Here is a 15,089-nt window from a genome sequence, read left to right as displayed (position 1 = left end):
CACTCGTTATTGTCTTGAGTGTATTTTTCTTTTATGTTCAGCAATTAAAAGATCAACCATTCTTCCATAGCTTTTTACGCCATCTTTTTGATTGTTTGCTTTTAGGTAGGCATTATTAATCTTTGTAGATGCTTTTTCTATTGGACCTTGATATTGTTTCCAAAACTCGTTGATTTCAGCTAAATCCTTAATAACTTCTTCGCTATATAGTTTCTTTATTTTTTTGTATCTTTCTTTATCATTTCGATATAACGCATTAGATGAATGGATTAAAGCTAATAAAGTACCAGAATACTGAAAATCAATATCGGGGTGCATAGTGCAAGTAACATAAGCGATATAGTTAGCTTCATCTTCTCTGGCAAAACCGCGTTGATGCGCCATTTCATGAGAGGCTGTATTTGGAAGCATTATATCAGGAATATTTGTGTTTACATTTGCTTCTGCTGTATAGGGAAAGTAAATCCCCGAAATTCCTAGATAAGACATTGCTGTTGATGATAAGACCTTCTTAGGCTTGCCATATTTTCCTTCAAGTTCAGGATATATAGCAGAAACATTGTCATATCCTTTATATGCTCTATTAAGCACGTCCATATCATATCTTGACATATTTGCCGTATTGTTGTATGACTGCTTAATAGATTCGTCTTTTAACTTATTTGCTCTTTTTATTAAATCGGTACAAAGATTCTCTAGCTCTGACAGCGATGCAGGTTTAGTATCCAATTTAGCTATCCTTGAGAATGGTAGACGATAATAGTTTAGTCCCCAGACTAACAGGAAGCAAAAATATAATAAGCTAATAGTAATAAGTATATTTTGCAGAAAATATATTATTGCTTTTAATCTGTATTCTTTACTATTTTTAATCCTTACTATACTTAATATAATTTTAACGACTATGAAAATAAATAGAGCATAGAGAAGGAATTCTGCTACAGAATAAGGTACTATTCCTGTAATATTACTTAAAATATAAGTGACAGTTTTGTAAAATCCAGTTGAATAAACTTTTTCAACTATTTGAGGATTGTGTTTTGCAATATTTGTTAGAATTATACCTAAAGGTATAAGAAGTACTGATAACAGTTTTTTGTTTGTTTTTAAACATTTCATGATAATCACACTTTCTTTTGAGTATATATCAAGCTTAAGCCTTGATTTATTGATCATAAATCAAGGCTTTTTGTTATCTTAAATCTTCTAATAACTTTACCTTTTCTGCTGTTTTATTATCCTTTTCTTTGATAATTTTTGCTGGAGTTCCTGCAACTACACAATTAGCTGGAACATCCTTAGTTACAACAGAACCAGCAGCTACAACAGAACCTTTTCCAATCTTAACGCCTTCAAGTATTACTGCATTAGCACCAATTAGAACGTCATCTTCTATAGTGACAGGAGCTTTACTAGGAGGCTCTAAAACTCCTGCTACAACGGCTCCAGCACCTACATGGACATTTTTTCCGATTATTCCTCTGGCTCCAACTACTGCGTTCATGTCAATCATAGTATTTTCACCAATTTCAGCACCGATATTGATAACTGCTCCCATCATGATAACTGCGTTTTTTCCAATATTAACTCTATCACGAATTATGGCACCAGGTTCTATTCTTGCTTGAATGTTTTTTATATCTAATAGGGGGATAGCAGAATTTCTTCTATCACATTCAATATGATAGTATTCCATATGTTGCTTATACTTATTAATTAGCTCTGATATGGCGTTATATTCTCCTATGACAATTCTTGAATTACCTTCTCCAAATACCATTATATCAGAAAATTCTACATTTTCAAAATTACCTTTCATATAGACTTTAACTAGCGTAGATTTTTTTGCTTCTTTGATAAAACGTGCAATTTCGTATGGATCTGTTAGTTGATTACAAGAAGTGTATTCAGTGTGCTCTATTTTCATTAGTCTATAAGACCTCCTTATTTTCTGTTGTATAGTAAAAAAGTTGATTATTTAATTATTTAAATAAGTCATCCATTGTGTATAATCCAGGTTTTTTATCTATTAGAAATCTTGCTGCGTTTATAGAACCTGCTGCAAATATTTTCTTAGATGTAGCAGTATGTTTTATTTCGATTACTTCATCTATCCCAGCGAAGATTATTGAGTGTTCTCCGACAATAGTACCACCACGAACTGCATGTATTCCTATTTCGTTTTGAGATCTAAGCTCACTTTTTCCTTCTCTTCCAAACACATATGATTTTGAATTTTTTAATTCATTATTAATTGCATTTGCAATCATATATGCAGTTCCACTTGGAGCATCTACTTTTTTATTATGGTGTTTTTCTATGATTTCAATATCAAAAGAGCCATTTAATATTGGGGCAGCTTTTTTTGCCAAGTTCACTATCACGTTTACTCCTAAAGACATATTAGCAGAGAAGAATATAGGGATGCTATTTGCAGCATTTTTTATTTCTGTGATGTGATTATCAGAATATCCTGTTGTAGCTATAACTATAGGAATATTTTTAGATACTCCATACTTTAATAAATTTGAAATTGAATTTGGATTAGAAAAATCAATAATTATATCTGCATCTCCATTAAAATCAAATATATCTTCATATACAGGATAAGAATTATTCACTTTTTTAGGATTTTTATCTATACCAGCGACTGTTTTTAAATCATCAAATTCGAAAATCTGCTCGGATAAAACCTGACCCATTTTTCCGTTGCAGCCGCTAATAATTATTTTTATCATAACATTGCCTCCTTAAAGCACTCCATAAGCTTTCATAGCTTTTTTTAGGATATCTAGGTTAGATTCTGTCATCGATGTTAAAGGTAGTCTTAGCTCTCCAGCATTCATTCCCATTAAGTTCATGGCAGTTTTAACTGGTATAGGGTTAGTTTCAATGAACAATGTATCAATAAGCTCTTTCATATCAAGCTGTAACTTTCTAGCTTTCTCAATATTTCCCTCAAGATAGCTAACTACCATATCATGAGTATCTTTAGGTAGGATATTTGCAACTACAGATATAACACCGCTACCTCCAAGTGATAGTAATGGGACTACCATGTCATCATTTCCAGAATATACATAGAAGTTGTTATCACATAGTCTTGCTATCTCAGCTACCTGACTTATGTTTCCGCTTGCTTCTTTTACTGCTTTAATATTTCTGTGCTTTGAAAGTACCTCTACAGTTTTCGGAAGAAGATTAAGCCCAGTTCTACCAGGAACGTTGTATAATATAATTGGGATATTAACATTGTCAGCTATAGCACTATAATGTTCTATTAATCCTTTTTGAGTTGTTTTATTGTAGTATGGTGTTACTATTAATAGCCCATCAGCGCCTTGTTTTTCAGCGTATTTACTTAGCTCAATGGAATAAGCTGTATTGTTGCTTCCTGTTCCAGCGATAACTGGTACACGCTTATTTACTTTTTCTATGGTAAATTTGATTACTTCTCTTCTTTCTGAATCAGACATCGTTGAAGATTCACCAGTTGTTCCACAAACTATTATTGCGTCTGTATTATTCTCTATTTGCCATTCTATTAATTCAGACAGTTTATCATAATCAATCTCATCATTTGTAAAAGGAGTTACTAAAGCTACACCTGATCCTTTGAATAACATAGTTAACATTCCTCCCATCATAATAATTTCCTTGAATAATGATTATAGTTTTTGCACTAATAACTCTGCAATTTGTACAGTGTTTGTCGCAGCTCCTTTTCTAATATTGTCTGCTACAACCCACATATTGATTCCATTTTCGACACTAAAATCTCTTCTTACTCTACCTACATATACTTCGTCAGTATCTTCCGCATTTATTGGCATAGGGTATATGTTATTTGCAACGTCATCTTGAACAATAATACCTTTACTGTTTCTTAAAACTTCAAAAACTTCAGATAACTTAAATGGCTTTTCGAATTCAACATTTACAGAAACACTGTGACCAGTTTTTACAGGCACTCTTACAGTAGTAGCAGTTATTTTAAGATCGTAATCGTTTAATATTTTTTTTGTTTCTTCAATCATTTTGATTTCTTCTTTTGTATACCCGTTTTCCATAAATACATCAATATGAGGGAGACAGTTGTATGCAATTGGGTGAGGATATTTCTTATTAGGATCACCTTTTATGCCATTTTCTAAATCCATTATTCCTCCGACACCAGAGCCAGAAACGGCCTGATAAGTAGAATATACAATCCTTTTAATTTTAAATGCATCGTGAAGAGCCTTGATAGGTAAAACAACTTGGATTGTAGAACAGTTAGGATTTGCTATTATACCATTATGCCATTCTATATCTTGAGGATTTACTTCAGGAACTACAAGTGGTATATCTTTATCCATTCTCCAAGCACTGCTGTTGTCTACTACGATTACACCTTTTTCTTTTGCTATTTTAGCAAACTTCTTACTTATATCTCCACCAGCAGAAAATAATGCTATATCTATGTCTTTGTCAAAAGATTTTTCAGTTAGTTCTTCAACAACGTATTCTTTGCCTTTAAAACTTACTGTACTTCCGCTTGATTTTGCTGAAGCTAGCAAATGCAAATTGTTAATAGGAAAATCCCTTTCCTCTAGTACTTTTAAAAAAGTTCTTCCAACCATTCCTGTTGCACCGACTATTGCTAAGTTCACATTTTTCATTCTAGTCACCTCTATTTTAAATTTTCTAATGCATATAAACAAGTTATAAATAGCTAGTTATTCCAATTATATTCACCTTTACATACTAATTGTGCTGGTCCAGTCATAAATATGTGATTATTTTCCTGATTAATTTTTAGTTTTCCACCTAAAACATGAATATTTACTTCTTTATTAGTACCATATATCATAGAACATACGATAGCAGTAGCAGCTGCACCAGTGCCACATGCAAGAGTTTGACCTGCACCTCTTTCCCATGTTATAACCTTTATATTTTGATCGTCAAGAATCTCACAAAAATTCACATTTGTTTTTTTGGGGAATAATGTATAATTTTCAATTAATGGTCCTATTTCTGAAATTTTGATATTATTTAAGTTATCTACTCTTACAACTGTATGAATAGTGCCTACAAATAATGAAGATATTTTATAAGTTATTTTGTTTATTTCTATTTCTTTATCAATAAAATCTGCTTTATCAGTATTTATAGGAAAGCTATCTGTAGAAAAAACTGGTACACCTAAATCAACCTTAACACTATGAACTTTACCATCATTAATGATTAATTCAGGCTTCATCATTCCCCCAAGAGTCTCAACTGTAAATGTGGTTTTCGGTACGATTTTATTATCATAGACATATTTAGCAAAGCATCTTATTCCATTTCCACACATAGGAGCTTCTGTACCATCAGCGTTATAAAAAACCATTTTAATATCGGCTGTTTCTGATTTCTCGACAACTATCATACCGTCAGCACCAATTCCAAAATGCCTATCACATACACTTAAAGCAAGTTTTTTGTACTCTGGTAGATTACCATTTAATCCGTTAAATATTATGAAATCATTTCCTGTACCATGGAATTTTTCAAATGTTAACATCTTTTTCCACCCCCAACTTATTATAAATATATTATATATCAAAAGTAATAATCATTAAGATTACAAATTTAATTCTCTTGCCAAAACATTTATTGCTTTTTGTTTATTTAGATTGCTTATAGTGTATGAAATACTTATCTCTGATGTTGTAACCTGTTTAAATTCTATACTGTTATTTGCAAAAATATTAAATACTTTTGCTGCTACTCCAGAGTGATGTCTCATTCCTGTACCTATAACAGATATCTTTGATATATTTGAATCTTTAGTTACTTCAATGCTTGACATTTCTTTTTTTAATTCAGCAATTATAATATTTATAGAGTTCTCATCATCCTTAGCTGTGGTAAATGAAACATTGACGTATCCGTCATAAGGGGATGTTTGGCTAATCATATCTACATTAATATCCTCATCTGCTAATTTTTCAAAGATTAGTGAGATATTTTGTGTATTATATGGTACGTTGTTTATAGTGACCATTAGTACATTATCACTTGCTGTAAGTCCGGTTACTGTTCTTTGTTCCATGTTTTCATCGAGCTCCTTTATATAAGTTCCTTGGATTTTTCCATTGCTAAGTGCTACATATATTGGTACATTAAACTTGTGACCTATTTCTACTGATCGCGTTTCCATTACTTTTGCGCCTAGACTTGACATTTCCATCATCTCTTCATAACTAATGCTTTGAAGCTTCTTTGCACCTTTATAAAGTCTGGGATCAACAGAGTAGATACCTTCTACATCAGTATATATCTCACACAGGCAATTTAGTTTTGCAGCTAAAGCAACGGCTGTAGTATCTGATCCGCCCCTTCCTAGAGTAGTAATATCACCATCTTTATTAACACCTTGGAAACCTGCAACGATTACGATCTTATCCTTGTTTAAATGAGCTTTTATTATATCTATATCTATATCTTCTATACGGCTTTTAGTATGATTTCCTTGTGTTCTAATACCAGCTTGAAGGCCAGTTAGCGATATGGCATCATAACCAAACTCTTTAAAAACCATTGATAATAAAGAAATAGAAACTTGCTCTCCTGTGGATAACAACATGTCAAGCTCTCGTTTACAAGGACTTTCTGAAATATCCTTTGTCATTGCTATTAAATTATTAGTAGTTTTTCCCATGGCAGATATAACTATCACCATATCATTACCTTCTATTTTTCTATCTATTACTTTTTTTGCAATATCTTTCATTTTATCGATAGTCTCAACAGAAGAACCACCATATTTTTGAACAATTATAGCCATACTTAACCCTCCCAAAGTTCAAGTTAGAAAACATCATTTTTTATTAGATCTTCATATGATTCTCGTTTCACAACTAGTCTTGACTGACCATTCTTTACAAATATTACTGCCGGTCTTGGAATTCTATTGTAGTTACTTGCCATACTATAGTTATATGCTCCTGTACTGAATACAGCTAGAATATCACCTGCTTCAGCTTTAGGCAGCATAATATCTTTAACTATCATGTCTCCTGATTCACAGCATTTACCAGCGACTGTATAAAGTGTTTTGTTATTTTCGAGGACTTTGTTTGCAATTGTTGCTTCATATTTTGCTCCATAAAGGGCGGGTCTGGGGTTATCTGTCATTCCACCATCAACAAATATATAGTTTTTTTGTCCAAAAGTTGTTTTGGTAGCTCCAATATCGTAAAGAGTAGTACCTGCATTTGAAACAATAGATCTTCCAGGTTCTATCATTATTTTAGGTACCGATAGATTTAGCTCGTTTGACTTCTCAATTATTATCTTAAGCATATTATTAAGAAAACTCTCTAGTTTTATAGGAGTATCTCCGTTAGCATAATATATACCAAAGCCGCCGCCAAGGTTTAATTCTTCTGAAGAGTATCCGCAGTTGTTTTTAACTTTATTAAGAAACTTAAGCATTACCCAAACCTCTAGATAAAATGATTCCTCTTCAAATATCTGTGAACCTATATGACAGTGAAAGCCTTTAAGATTTATTGTTTTACTGTTAATAAGTGTATTTATTGTTTCGTAAATATTATTACTAAATATAGACTCTCCAAATTTAGAATCATTCTTAGTAGTTTGTATATATTCGTGTGTATGGGCCTCGATACCTGGGTTTACTCTAAGAAGCACATCAACTTTTTTATCTAAAGTTTCACAGATTTTTTCTATTATCTCAATTTCTTGCTTATTATCTATTATTATTCTTCCAACACCAGCTTTGATAGCCATTGTAAGCTCTGATTTTGTCTTGTTATTTCCATGCATATAAACTTTTTGAATTGGGAAACCTGATTTTATTGCAGTATATAGCTCTCCACCAGAGACTACATCTAAGCTTAGCCCTTCTTCGTTAATCAACCTACACATACCTATAGTGAGGAATGCTTTGGAAGCATATATCACTTCAGTTTCTATATTTTTTTCTACAAAGCTATTTTTAAAGATCTTACAATTATTTCTAACAAGCTCCTCATCTATAACATAGAGGGGAGTACCAAATTTCTTAGCCAAATCTAAAGAATTGCATCCACCAATTTCTAAAATACCTTTATCAGTTACTCTCGAAGTACCGAATAATTTCATGTCTTTTCACCACTTTCTAGATTTTTTTATAACCCATAGGAAAGTCTTAATTTTCCTTAATATTAACTTTCCGTTAGATGGATTTCAAAAAAGGTTTCCTTAAACATAATATTAATGCTTCAATAGAAGCTTTTTTTATAACGAATAGGAAAGTTGTACTTTAGTATTCCATATCAAGAACTTTCCGTGGATGAGTTTCAAGAAAAGCTACCTCTAATGCTTCGTTAGAAGCTTTTCTTATAAATAAAAAAACAGCTATGAGCAAAAGGTACCCATAGCTGTTTATGAATAGTCAAAAATAAACAGAACCTTTCGCCCCAACATGATATAGCACTCCAATAGAAGACTGGGCTATCTCCTATCGACAGTACTATGCTTATTCAGCATAGTCCCAACACATAAACTTTCAAAAATGTGCTTCGGCAATTGCACCTTTCCTTTAGAATGCTAACCTAAAGTACTGTTTACAATTGCGGCCTCTATATCATATTGCTGTTACCCAGTATTTAATTATCTCCAATCGTAACAGATATTAAAATTGTTGTCAATAACAAAAAATTACAAAGCTAAAGCTTGTATATATTTTATTCATAATTCAATAGTTAAAACTAATTAGAATATAAAAAAGTAATTCTTGTTATAGACTATAAAATAGATATAATATATTCTAAAAATAATATAATTAATGACGAGTATAAAAATGATTATGAGGGAGGTTTTAAAAGATGAATAAGTTATTGGATATATCGCAGATGGTAGTTAATTTTAGAAAAGAATTGCATCAGATGCCTGAAATAGGCTTTAGTGAAATAAATACATCAAGATATATAATAGAAAAGCTTCAGGAAGCTGGATTTAAGACAGAGGTTGTTGCAAATACTGGTGTAATAGGATTTAGAAAAGGCAGTATGGATTCGAAAGCCATAGCTATTCGGGCAGATATAGATGGCTTAAGAATAAAAGAAGAGACTGGACTTTCTTTTTCATCGAAGAATGAAGGTATGATGCATGCCTGTGGACATGATGGACATACAGCCATATTGTTAGGACTTGCATTCTATATATCTGGTTTAGAAAAAATACAAAGAGATATAGTGTTAATATTCCAACCAGCGGAAGAAGGTCCTGGAGGAGCAGAGGTCATAGTAAGAGAAGGGGTTCTAGAAAAATATAATATAGAGGCAATAGTGGGACTTCATATAATGCCTGAGCTAGAAGAAGGAAAAATAGGATTAAATTCAGGCCCTATAATGGCACAAACAGGAGAAATAGATATTTGTATTAATGCAAAGGGTGGACATGGAGCTATGCCTCATAAAGGGATAGATGGCATATGTATAGCAGCTCAATTAATAAACGCTTATCAATCAATTATTAGTAGAAATATTGAACCGATTGAAGGTGCTGTATTATCCATAGGAAAGATAAATGGAGGAGAGGCACGCAATGCCATAGCTGGTAAAGTTGAAATGGAAGGAACAATAAGAGCGTATAGACAAGAAATATATGATATTATCAAGGAAAAAATGAAAGAAATCAACAAAGGCATGGAAATAATGCATGGTATAGATATCAATATGCAGGTTAGAGATATGTATCCTGCAGTCGTTAATGATAATAAGCTATTTGAAATTGTTAAAGAAGCTCTAGATGATAATGAAGTAGAAATTATTAAACCTATGATGATAGCAGAAGATTTCTCGTATTATCAAAGACAAATACCAGGCATATTTTTTATGCTAGGATCAAGGAATGAAAAGGAGGGATTTGTCTTTCCTCTTCATCACTGTCGATTTAACTATGGTGAAGATGTATTGGTTCATGGTGTCAAAACATATGTCAAAATATGCAAAAAAATAGGAGTGTTTTAAGATAAGTAAAAGAATAGACGTGTCTATCACAACAATAAGATATTGAATTATAAAAAAATGCAAGTTAATTACAATTAACTTGCATTTTTTACTTGATATTTGTTTTTGTATATGTTAAAATCATTTTAAGTTATTATACGACGCAGTAATATATGTAATTATACGATATATTGAGGAGTAATAACAATCATTACTAATTATGCATTATAATCACATGTGCTAGAATACGTTAATTAAGAAATAACTTTAACTATATACGCATAAATATAATACAAAACGAATAAATACTACAAAATAACATTAAGAAGTCAAATGGATTATTGCATGGAAAATATATAAAACTTGCATAAAATAAAGTTGTATATATTTTCTTCTAAAGGCTGATAAAGGGAGGTATTGTGATGAAAAAATCAAAATCGGTGTCGTATCCATATAGTGTTATTGACACAATAAGACCAAATTTATTTAAAGAAATTTTTCCATATGAAGAAATCCCAAAGATTAATTTTAACAAAATCCAATTACCCATGGAATTACCGGATGATATTTGGATAACGGATACTACATTTAGAGATGGGCAGCAGTCAATGTCTTCTTTTACTGAAGAACAAATCGTTAGGCTTTATGATTACTTACATGAGCTTGATAATAGCTCAGGAATAATAAGACAGACAGAGTTTTTTTTATATTCAGATAAAGATAGAAATGCTGTACGAAAGTGTATGGAAAAAGGATATGATTTTCCTCAGATAACTTCGTGGATTAGGGCGACTAAAGAAGATCTTAAGCTAGTTAAAGATATGGGAATAAATGAAACAGGGATGCTTATGTCTTGCTCGGACTATCATATATTTGACAAGCTTAATATGACAAGACAGCAGGCAATGAATATGTATTTGTCTATAGCTGAAAGCGCTCTAGAAAATGGAATAATACCAAGGTGTCATCTAGAAGACATAACAAGAGCTGATTTTTACGGATTTGTTGTACCGCTAGTAAATAACTTGATGAAGCTTTCAGAGAAGTCAGACATACAAATTAAAATAAGAGCATGTGATACATTGGGATTAGGTGTGCCATATGTTGGCGTAGAGCTGCCAAGAAGTGTTCCGGCCATAATACACGGCCTTAGATATCACTGTAACGTTCCTTCTGACGCTATCGAATGGCATGGTCATAATGACTTTTATTCTGTAGTAACTAATTCGACTACATCTTGGCTTTATGGAGGCTCTTCAGTCAATACAACCTTATTTGGAATTGGTGAAAGAACGGGCAATTGTCCTATGGAAGCTATGGTTATAGAATATGCTCAGCTTAAAGGAACGACAAAAAAAATGAACTTAAAAATAATAACCGAAATAGCAGATTATTTTCAGAAAGAAATGGATTATACAATACATCCTAGAACACCAATTGTTGGAAGTGAATTTAATGTAACTAGAGCTGGGATTCATGCAGATGGATTACTTAAAAATGAAGAAATATATAATGCATTTAATACATCAAAAATATTAAACAGACCTGCTATAGTTGCTGTTAATCAATATTCGGGGTTAGCTGGCATTGCAGCATGGATAAATGGATACTTTAAACTTGATGAAGATAAAAAATTAAGCAAAAAAGATTCTAGAATTTTACCTATAAAAAAATGGGTTGATGAACAATATGCAAACGGAAGAACTACAGTTATAAGGAGTGAAGAACTTAAGAAAATGGTTCTTATGTATATACCGAACATTATTGAAGATGAAGAAACAAAAGCTATGTAGATGCAAAATAGGAGGGATAATGATGGGACTAACTGTTGCAGAAAAAATTATAAAAGAACATATAGTTACTGGAGAATTTAAAAGAGGAAGTGAGGTTGGTATAAGAATAGATCAGACCTTAACGCAGGATTCAACAGGTACTATGGCCTATCTTCAGTTTGAAGCTATGGGAATAGATAGAGTAAAAACAAAAAAATCAGTTGCATATATTGACCACAATATGCTTCAAGCTGGCCCTGAAAATGCCGATGATCATTTATATATTCAAACTGTAGCAAAGAAGCATGGAATATATTTCTCAAAGCCAGGAAATGGTATATGTCATCAGGTACATTTAGAAAGATTTGGGATACCAGGACAAACTTTACTTGGTTCAGATAGTCACACACCTACCGCTGGAGGTATTGGTATGCTTGCTATTGGAGCAGGTGGACTTGATGTAGCCGTAGCAATGGCAGGTGGCGAATATTATATTATAATGCCTAGCATTGTAAAAGTGGAACTAAAAGGAAAGCTTAATTCTGGAACTACAGCTAAAGATATAATACTAGAGGTTTTAAGAAGATATACAGTTAAAGGCGGAGTGAATAAAATATTTGAATACTGTGGAGATGGACTTGCTAATCTAACAGTTCCTGAAAGAGCAACAATAACTAATATGGGAGCAGAACTAGGGGCTACAACATCAATATTCCCTTCAGATAAATTGACTTATGACTTTTTAAAGGCCCAAGGGAGAGAGAATGATTTTTGTGAAATAAGAGCAGATGATGGTGCAATATATGACGAGGAAATAGTAATTAACCTTGATGAATTAGAGTCATTAATAGCATGTCCTCATAGCCCTGATAATGTTGTATCCGTATCTAAACTGCAAGGTACAAAGGTGAATCAGGTTGCAATTGGAAGTTGTACAAATTCTTCGTATATGGATTTGATGAAGGTAGCAAAGATATTAGATGGAAACACTGTTAATGAGAATGTATCTCTTGTAATTTCTCCAGGGTCAAAGCAAGTTCTAAATATGTTGGCTGAAAACGGAGCATTAGCCAAACTTGTTTCTGCCGGAGCAAGAATTCTAGAATGTGGCTGCGGACCATGCATTGGTATGGGACAAGCGCCAAATACTGATGGTATCTCACTAAGAACGTTTAATAGAAATTTCAAAGGAAGATCTGGCACTGTTTCTGCTAATGTGTATCTTGTAAGTCCCGAAGTGGCGGCTGTATCAGCATTAACAGGAGTTATAACTAATCCATGTAGTTATGCGCATAACATGGGAATATCTATGCCTGATAAGTTTAAAATCAATGATAATATGATAATAGAACCTAGCGAATCGAATAGTGAGGTTGAAATAATTAGAGGGCCAAATATAAAGCCATTTCCAAAGAGTGAACAATTAAAGAATAAATTGGAAGGGAAAGTGTTAATAAAGGTTGAAGATAATATTACTACAGATCATATTATGCCTTCTAATGCAAAGCTATTGCCATTTAGATCGAACATACCTCACCTTTCTGATTATTGTTTATCACCTTGTGATCCAAAATTTCCGAAAAGAGCAAAGGAGAATGGCGGAGGATTTATAATAGGAGGGTCAAATTATGGTCAGGGATCAAGCCGTGAGCACGCTGCCTTAGTACCACTGTATCTCGGGATAAAAGCAGTTCTTGCAAAGTCATTTGCGAGAATACACAAGCAAAACCTGATAAATAATGGTATTTTGCCACTAAGCTTTGAAAATATAGAGGATTATGATGATATAAATGTTTTGGATGAATTAGTTATTGATAATACTTTAGCTCAAATAGAGAATGATACTATGTTTTTAATAAATAAAACGAAAAATAAAGAATATAAAGTAAGTCTAGAAGTTACTGAAAGACAAAAGAAAATGCTTATAGAGGGTGGATTACTGAATCTTATAAAACTAGGGGTAAAATAATAAAAATATTATTGAATATTTATAAAAATTATTGTATATTATTGAATATAGCAGAAATAATAAATTACTTTAGTTTGTTTAACAAAAAATCCTTGTGTGACCCCATTCCCCCTAACTAATTTTCTGATACCTGTCTCGCACAAGGATTTTTCTTATAGGAGGGTAATAAAATGACGTATAGAATAACCTTGATTCCTGGAGATGGAATAGGACCAGAAGTAACATCAGCAGCAAAAAAGATAATAGATGCATGCGGATTAAATATTGAATGGGATGTAGTTGAAGCTGGTGCAAATGTCATGGAAACTTATAAAACACCATTGCCAGATCATGTAATAGACAGTATCAAGAAAAATAGGATTGCTCTAAAAGGTCCAATAACTACACCTATTGGAACTGGATTCAGAAGTGTAAACGTAGCCTTAAGGCAGAAATTGAATTTATATGCAAATATAAGACCAGTAAAGTCTTATGAAGGGATACCATCTATTCATAAGAATGTTGACTTCATAATTGTTAGAGAAAATACTGAGGATTTGTATGCTGGAGTAGAGCACATGGTAGGCGAGGATGCTGCTGAGAGCATCAAGATAATTACTAAAAAAGCAAGTGACAGAATAGTAAAGTTTGCTTTTGAATTAGCGCAAAAAGAAGGAAAGAAAAAAGTTACTGCTGTACACAAGGCGAACATCATGAAGTTATCTGACGGATTATTTCTAAAATGTGCAAAACAATATGCAAATGAGCATAGAGAGATTGGATTTGAAGATGTAATTGTAGATGCTATGTGTATGAAGTTAGTTCAAAACCCACAAGCATATGAGGTAATAGTTGCACCAAATTTATATGGAGATATATTGTCTGACTTATCAGCTGGGTTAGTAGGAGGATTAGGGCTTGCACCTGGAGCTAATATTGGTGACGATGTAGCTGTGTTTGAACCTGTTCATGGTTCTGCACCAGATATAGCTGGCCAAAATCTTGCAAATCCTACTTCGACGTTGCTTTCTGGGATAATGATGTTAAAGTATATAGGTGAATTTGACTTTGCAGAAAAAATTGAAAAAGCTTTAACAGAAGTTCTTAGAGAGGGAAACAAGCTTACTAAAGACATGGGAGGAACTTTAGGTACGGATGAATTTGCAAATGCTATAATACAGAAAATGATTTAGAATATGATAATCATTAGAAAAAGATATAGATAACTAAGCTAAATAATTAGTTTAGTTATCTATATTTATATATGTGAATAGTAAGACAAAAAAATGAGACTATATTTATATAACAAAAACGACATTATAATACTAGACAAATAAATAGCTTAACTTTATAATAACGATTAAGGTTAATGAGTCAATG

The 15,089-nt window shown here is 32.4% G+C and carries 12 protein-coding genes and 1 riboswitch; of the genes, 4 read left to right on the top strand and 8 right to left on the bottom strand.

The window, feature by feature from the left end:
- Positions 1–6: 6 nt before the first annotated feature.
- The 8 genes from HNR33_RS01460 to lysA all read right to left on the bottom strand — a co-directional run bounded on the left by HNR33_RS01460 (position 7) and on the right by lysA (position 8,139).
- Positions 7–1,119: a DUF3810 domain-containing protein gene (locus tag HNR33_RS01460; protein WP_429079297.1), complete on the bottom strand. Its 1,113-nt coding sequence runs from the start codon at positions 1,117–1,119 to the stop codon at positions 7–9.
- Between the two features lie 73 nt (positions 1,120–1,192).
- Positions 1,193–1,927, bottom strand: a complete 735-nt coding sequence (dapD, locus tag HNR33_RS01455; protein WP_429079296.1) for a 2,3,4,5-tetrahydropyridine-2,6-dicarboxylate N-acetyltransferase — start codon at positions 1,925–1,927, stop codon at positions 1,193–1,195.
- A gap of 55 nt (positions 1,928–1,982) precedes the next feature.
- Positions 1,983–2,738 (bottom strand): 4-hydroxy-tetrahydrodipicolinate reductase, encoded by a 756-nt coding sequence (gene dapB, locus HNR33_RS01450; RefSeq protein WP_429079295.1) that lies wholly within the window; start codon positions 2,736–2,738, stop codon positions 1,983–1,985.
- 12 nt (positions 2,739–2,750) lie between these two features.
- Positions 2,751–3,626, bottom strand: a complete 876-nt coding sequence (dapA, locus tag HNR33_RS01445) for a 4-hydroxy-tetrahydrodipicolinate synthase (protein WP_429079294.1) — start codon at positions 3,624–3,626, stop codon at positions 2,751–2,753.
- A gap of 42 nt (positions 3,627–3,668) precedes the next feature.
- Positions 3,669–4,661, bottom strand: a complete 993-nt coding sequence (locus HNR33_RS01440) for an aspartate-semialdehyde dehydrogenase (RefSeq protein ID WP_429079293.1) — start codon at positions 4,659–4,661, stop codon at positions 3,669–3,671.
- 53 nt (positions 4,662–4,714) lie between these two features.
- Positions 4,715–5,551 (bottom strand): diaminopimelate epimerase, encoded by an 837-nt coding sequence (gene dapF / locus HNR33_RS01435; RefSeq protein ID WP_429079292.1) that lies wholly within the window; start codon positions 5,549–5,551, stop codon positions 4,715–4,717.
- Between the two features lie 60 nt (positions 5,552–5,611).
- Positions 5,612–6,817: an aspartate kinase gene (locus HNR33_RS01430; RefSeq protein WP_429079291.1), complete on the bottom strand. Its 1,206-nt coding sequence runs from the start codon at positions 6,815–6,817 to the stop codon at positions 5,612–5,614.
- A gap of 23 nt (positions 6,818–6,840) precedes the next feature.
- The gene (lysA, locus tag HNR33_RS01425) at positions 6,841–8,139 is read right to left on the bottom strand and encodes a diaminopimelate decarboxylase (protein ID WP_429079290.1); all 1,299 of its coding nucleotides are present in this window, start codon (positions 8,137–8,139) and stop codon (positions 6,841–6,843) included.
- Between the two features lie 320 nt (positions 8,140–8,459).
- A riboswitch (Lysine riboswitch) is annotated at positions 8,460–8,629 on the bottom strand.
- Between the two features lie 235 nt (positions 8,630–8,864).
- Here lysA and HNR33_RS01420 point away from each other — a divergent pair.
- The 4 genes from HNR33_RS01420 (at position 8,865) to HNR33_RS01405 (ending at position 14,902) form a co-directional block, all read left to right on the top strand.
- On the top strand, positions 8,865–10,010 hold the full coding sequence (locus tag HNR33_RS01420) for a M20 metallopeptidase family protein (protein ID WP_429079289.1): 1,146 nt from the start codon (positions 8,865–8,867) through the stop codon (positions 10,008–10,010).
- A 401-nt stretch (positions 10,011–10,411) separates the two neighbouring features.
- The gene (locus HNR33_RS01415) at positions 10,412–11,782 is read left to right on the top strand and encodes a beta/alpha barrel domain-containing protein (RefSeq protein WP_429079288.1); all 1,371 of its coding nucleotides are present in this window, start codon (positions 10,412–10,414) and stop codon (positions 11,780–11,782) included.
- A 22-nt stretch (positions 11,783–11,804) separates the two neighbouring features.
- Positions 11,805–13,730 carry an aconitate hydratase gene (locus HNR33_RS01410; RefSeq protein ID WP_429079287.1) on the top strand — a complete coding sequence of 642 codons (1,926 nt, stop codon included), beginning with the start codon at positions 11,805–11,807 and terminating at the stop codon, positions 13,728–13,730.
- 170 nt (positions 13,731–13,900) lie between these two features.
- A complete protein-coding gene (locus HNR33_RS01405; protein ID WP_429079286.1) occupies positions 13,901–14,902 on the top strand; it encodes an isocitrate/isopropylmalate dehydrogenase family protein in 1,002 nt (333 codons plus the stop codon).
- Positions 14,903–15,089: the final 187 nt, after the last annotated feature.

The sequence above is a fragment of the Brassicibacter mesophilus genome (assembly GCF_050433385.1).
Classification (GTDB): domain Bacteria; phylum Bacillota; class Clostridia; order Tissierellales; family Proteiniboraceae; genus Brassicibacter; species Brassicibacter mesophilus.
Note: the sequence above shows the minus strand (reverse complement) of the source record. Positions and strands in the feature narration are given on the sequence as shown.

What these genes read in the sequence shown, in the direction of transcription:
- dapD (WP_429079296.1), bottom strand. Translation starts at nt 1,927, where the DNA reads ATGAAAATAGAGCACACTGAATACACTTCTTGTAATCAACTAACAGAT.
- dapB (WP_429079295.1), bottom strand. Translation starts at nt 2,738, where the DNA reads ATGATAAAAATAATTATTAGCGGCTGCAACGGAAAAATGGGTCAGGTT.
- lysA (WP_429079290.1), bottom strand. Translation starts at nt 8,139, where the DNA reads ATGAAATTATTCGGTACTTCGAGAGTAACTGATAAAGGTATTTTAGAA.
- HNR33_RS01415 (WP_429079288.1), top strand. Translation starts at nt 10,412, where the DNA reads ATGAAAAAATCAAAATCGGTGTCGTATCCATATAGTGTTATTGACACA.
- dapF (WP_429079292.1), bottom strand. Translation starts at nt 5,551, where the DNA reads ATGTTAACATTTGAAAAATTCCATGGTACAGGAAATGATTTCATAATA.
- HNR33_RS01430 (WP_429079291.1), bottom strand. Translation starts at nt 6,817, where the DNA reads ATGGCTATAATTGTTCAAAAATATGGTGGTTCTTCTGTTGAGACTATC.
- HNR33_RS01405 (WP_429079286.1), top strand. Translation starts at nt 13,901, where the DNA reads ATGACGTATAGAATAACCTTGATTCCTGGAGATGGAATAGGACCAGAA.
- HNR33_RS01460 (WP_429079297.1), bottom strand. Translation starts at nt 1,119, where the DNA reads ATGAAATGTTTAAAAACAAACAAAAAACTGTTATCAGTACTTCTTATA.
- HNR33_RS01420 (WP_429079289.1), top strand. Translation starts at nt 8,865, where the DNA reads ATGAATAAGTTATTGGATATATCGCAGATGGTAGTTAATTTTAGAAAA.
- dapA (WP_429079294.1), bottom strand. Translation starts at nt 3,626, where the DNA reads ATGTTATTCAAAGGATCAGGTGTAGCTTTAGTAACTCCTTTTACAAAT.
- HNR33_RS01410 (WP_429079287.1), top strand. Translation starts at nt 11,805, where the DNA reads ATGGGACTAACTGTTGCAGAAAAAATTATAAAAGAACATATAGTTACT.
- HNR33_RS01440 (WP_429079293.1), bottom strand. Translation starts at nt 4,661, where the DNA reads ATGAAAAATGTGAACTTAGCAATAGTCGGTGCAACAGGAATGGTTGGA.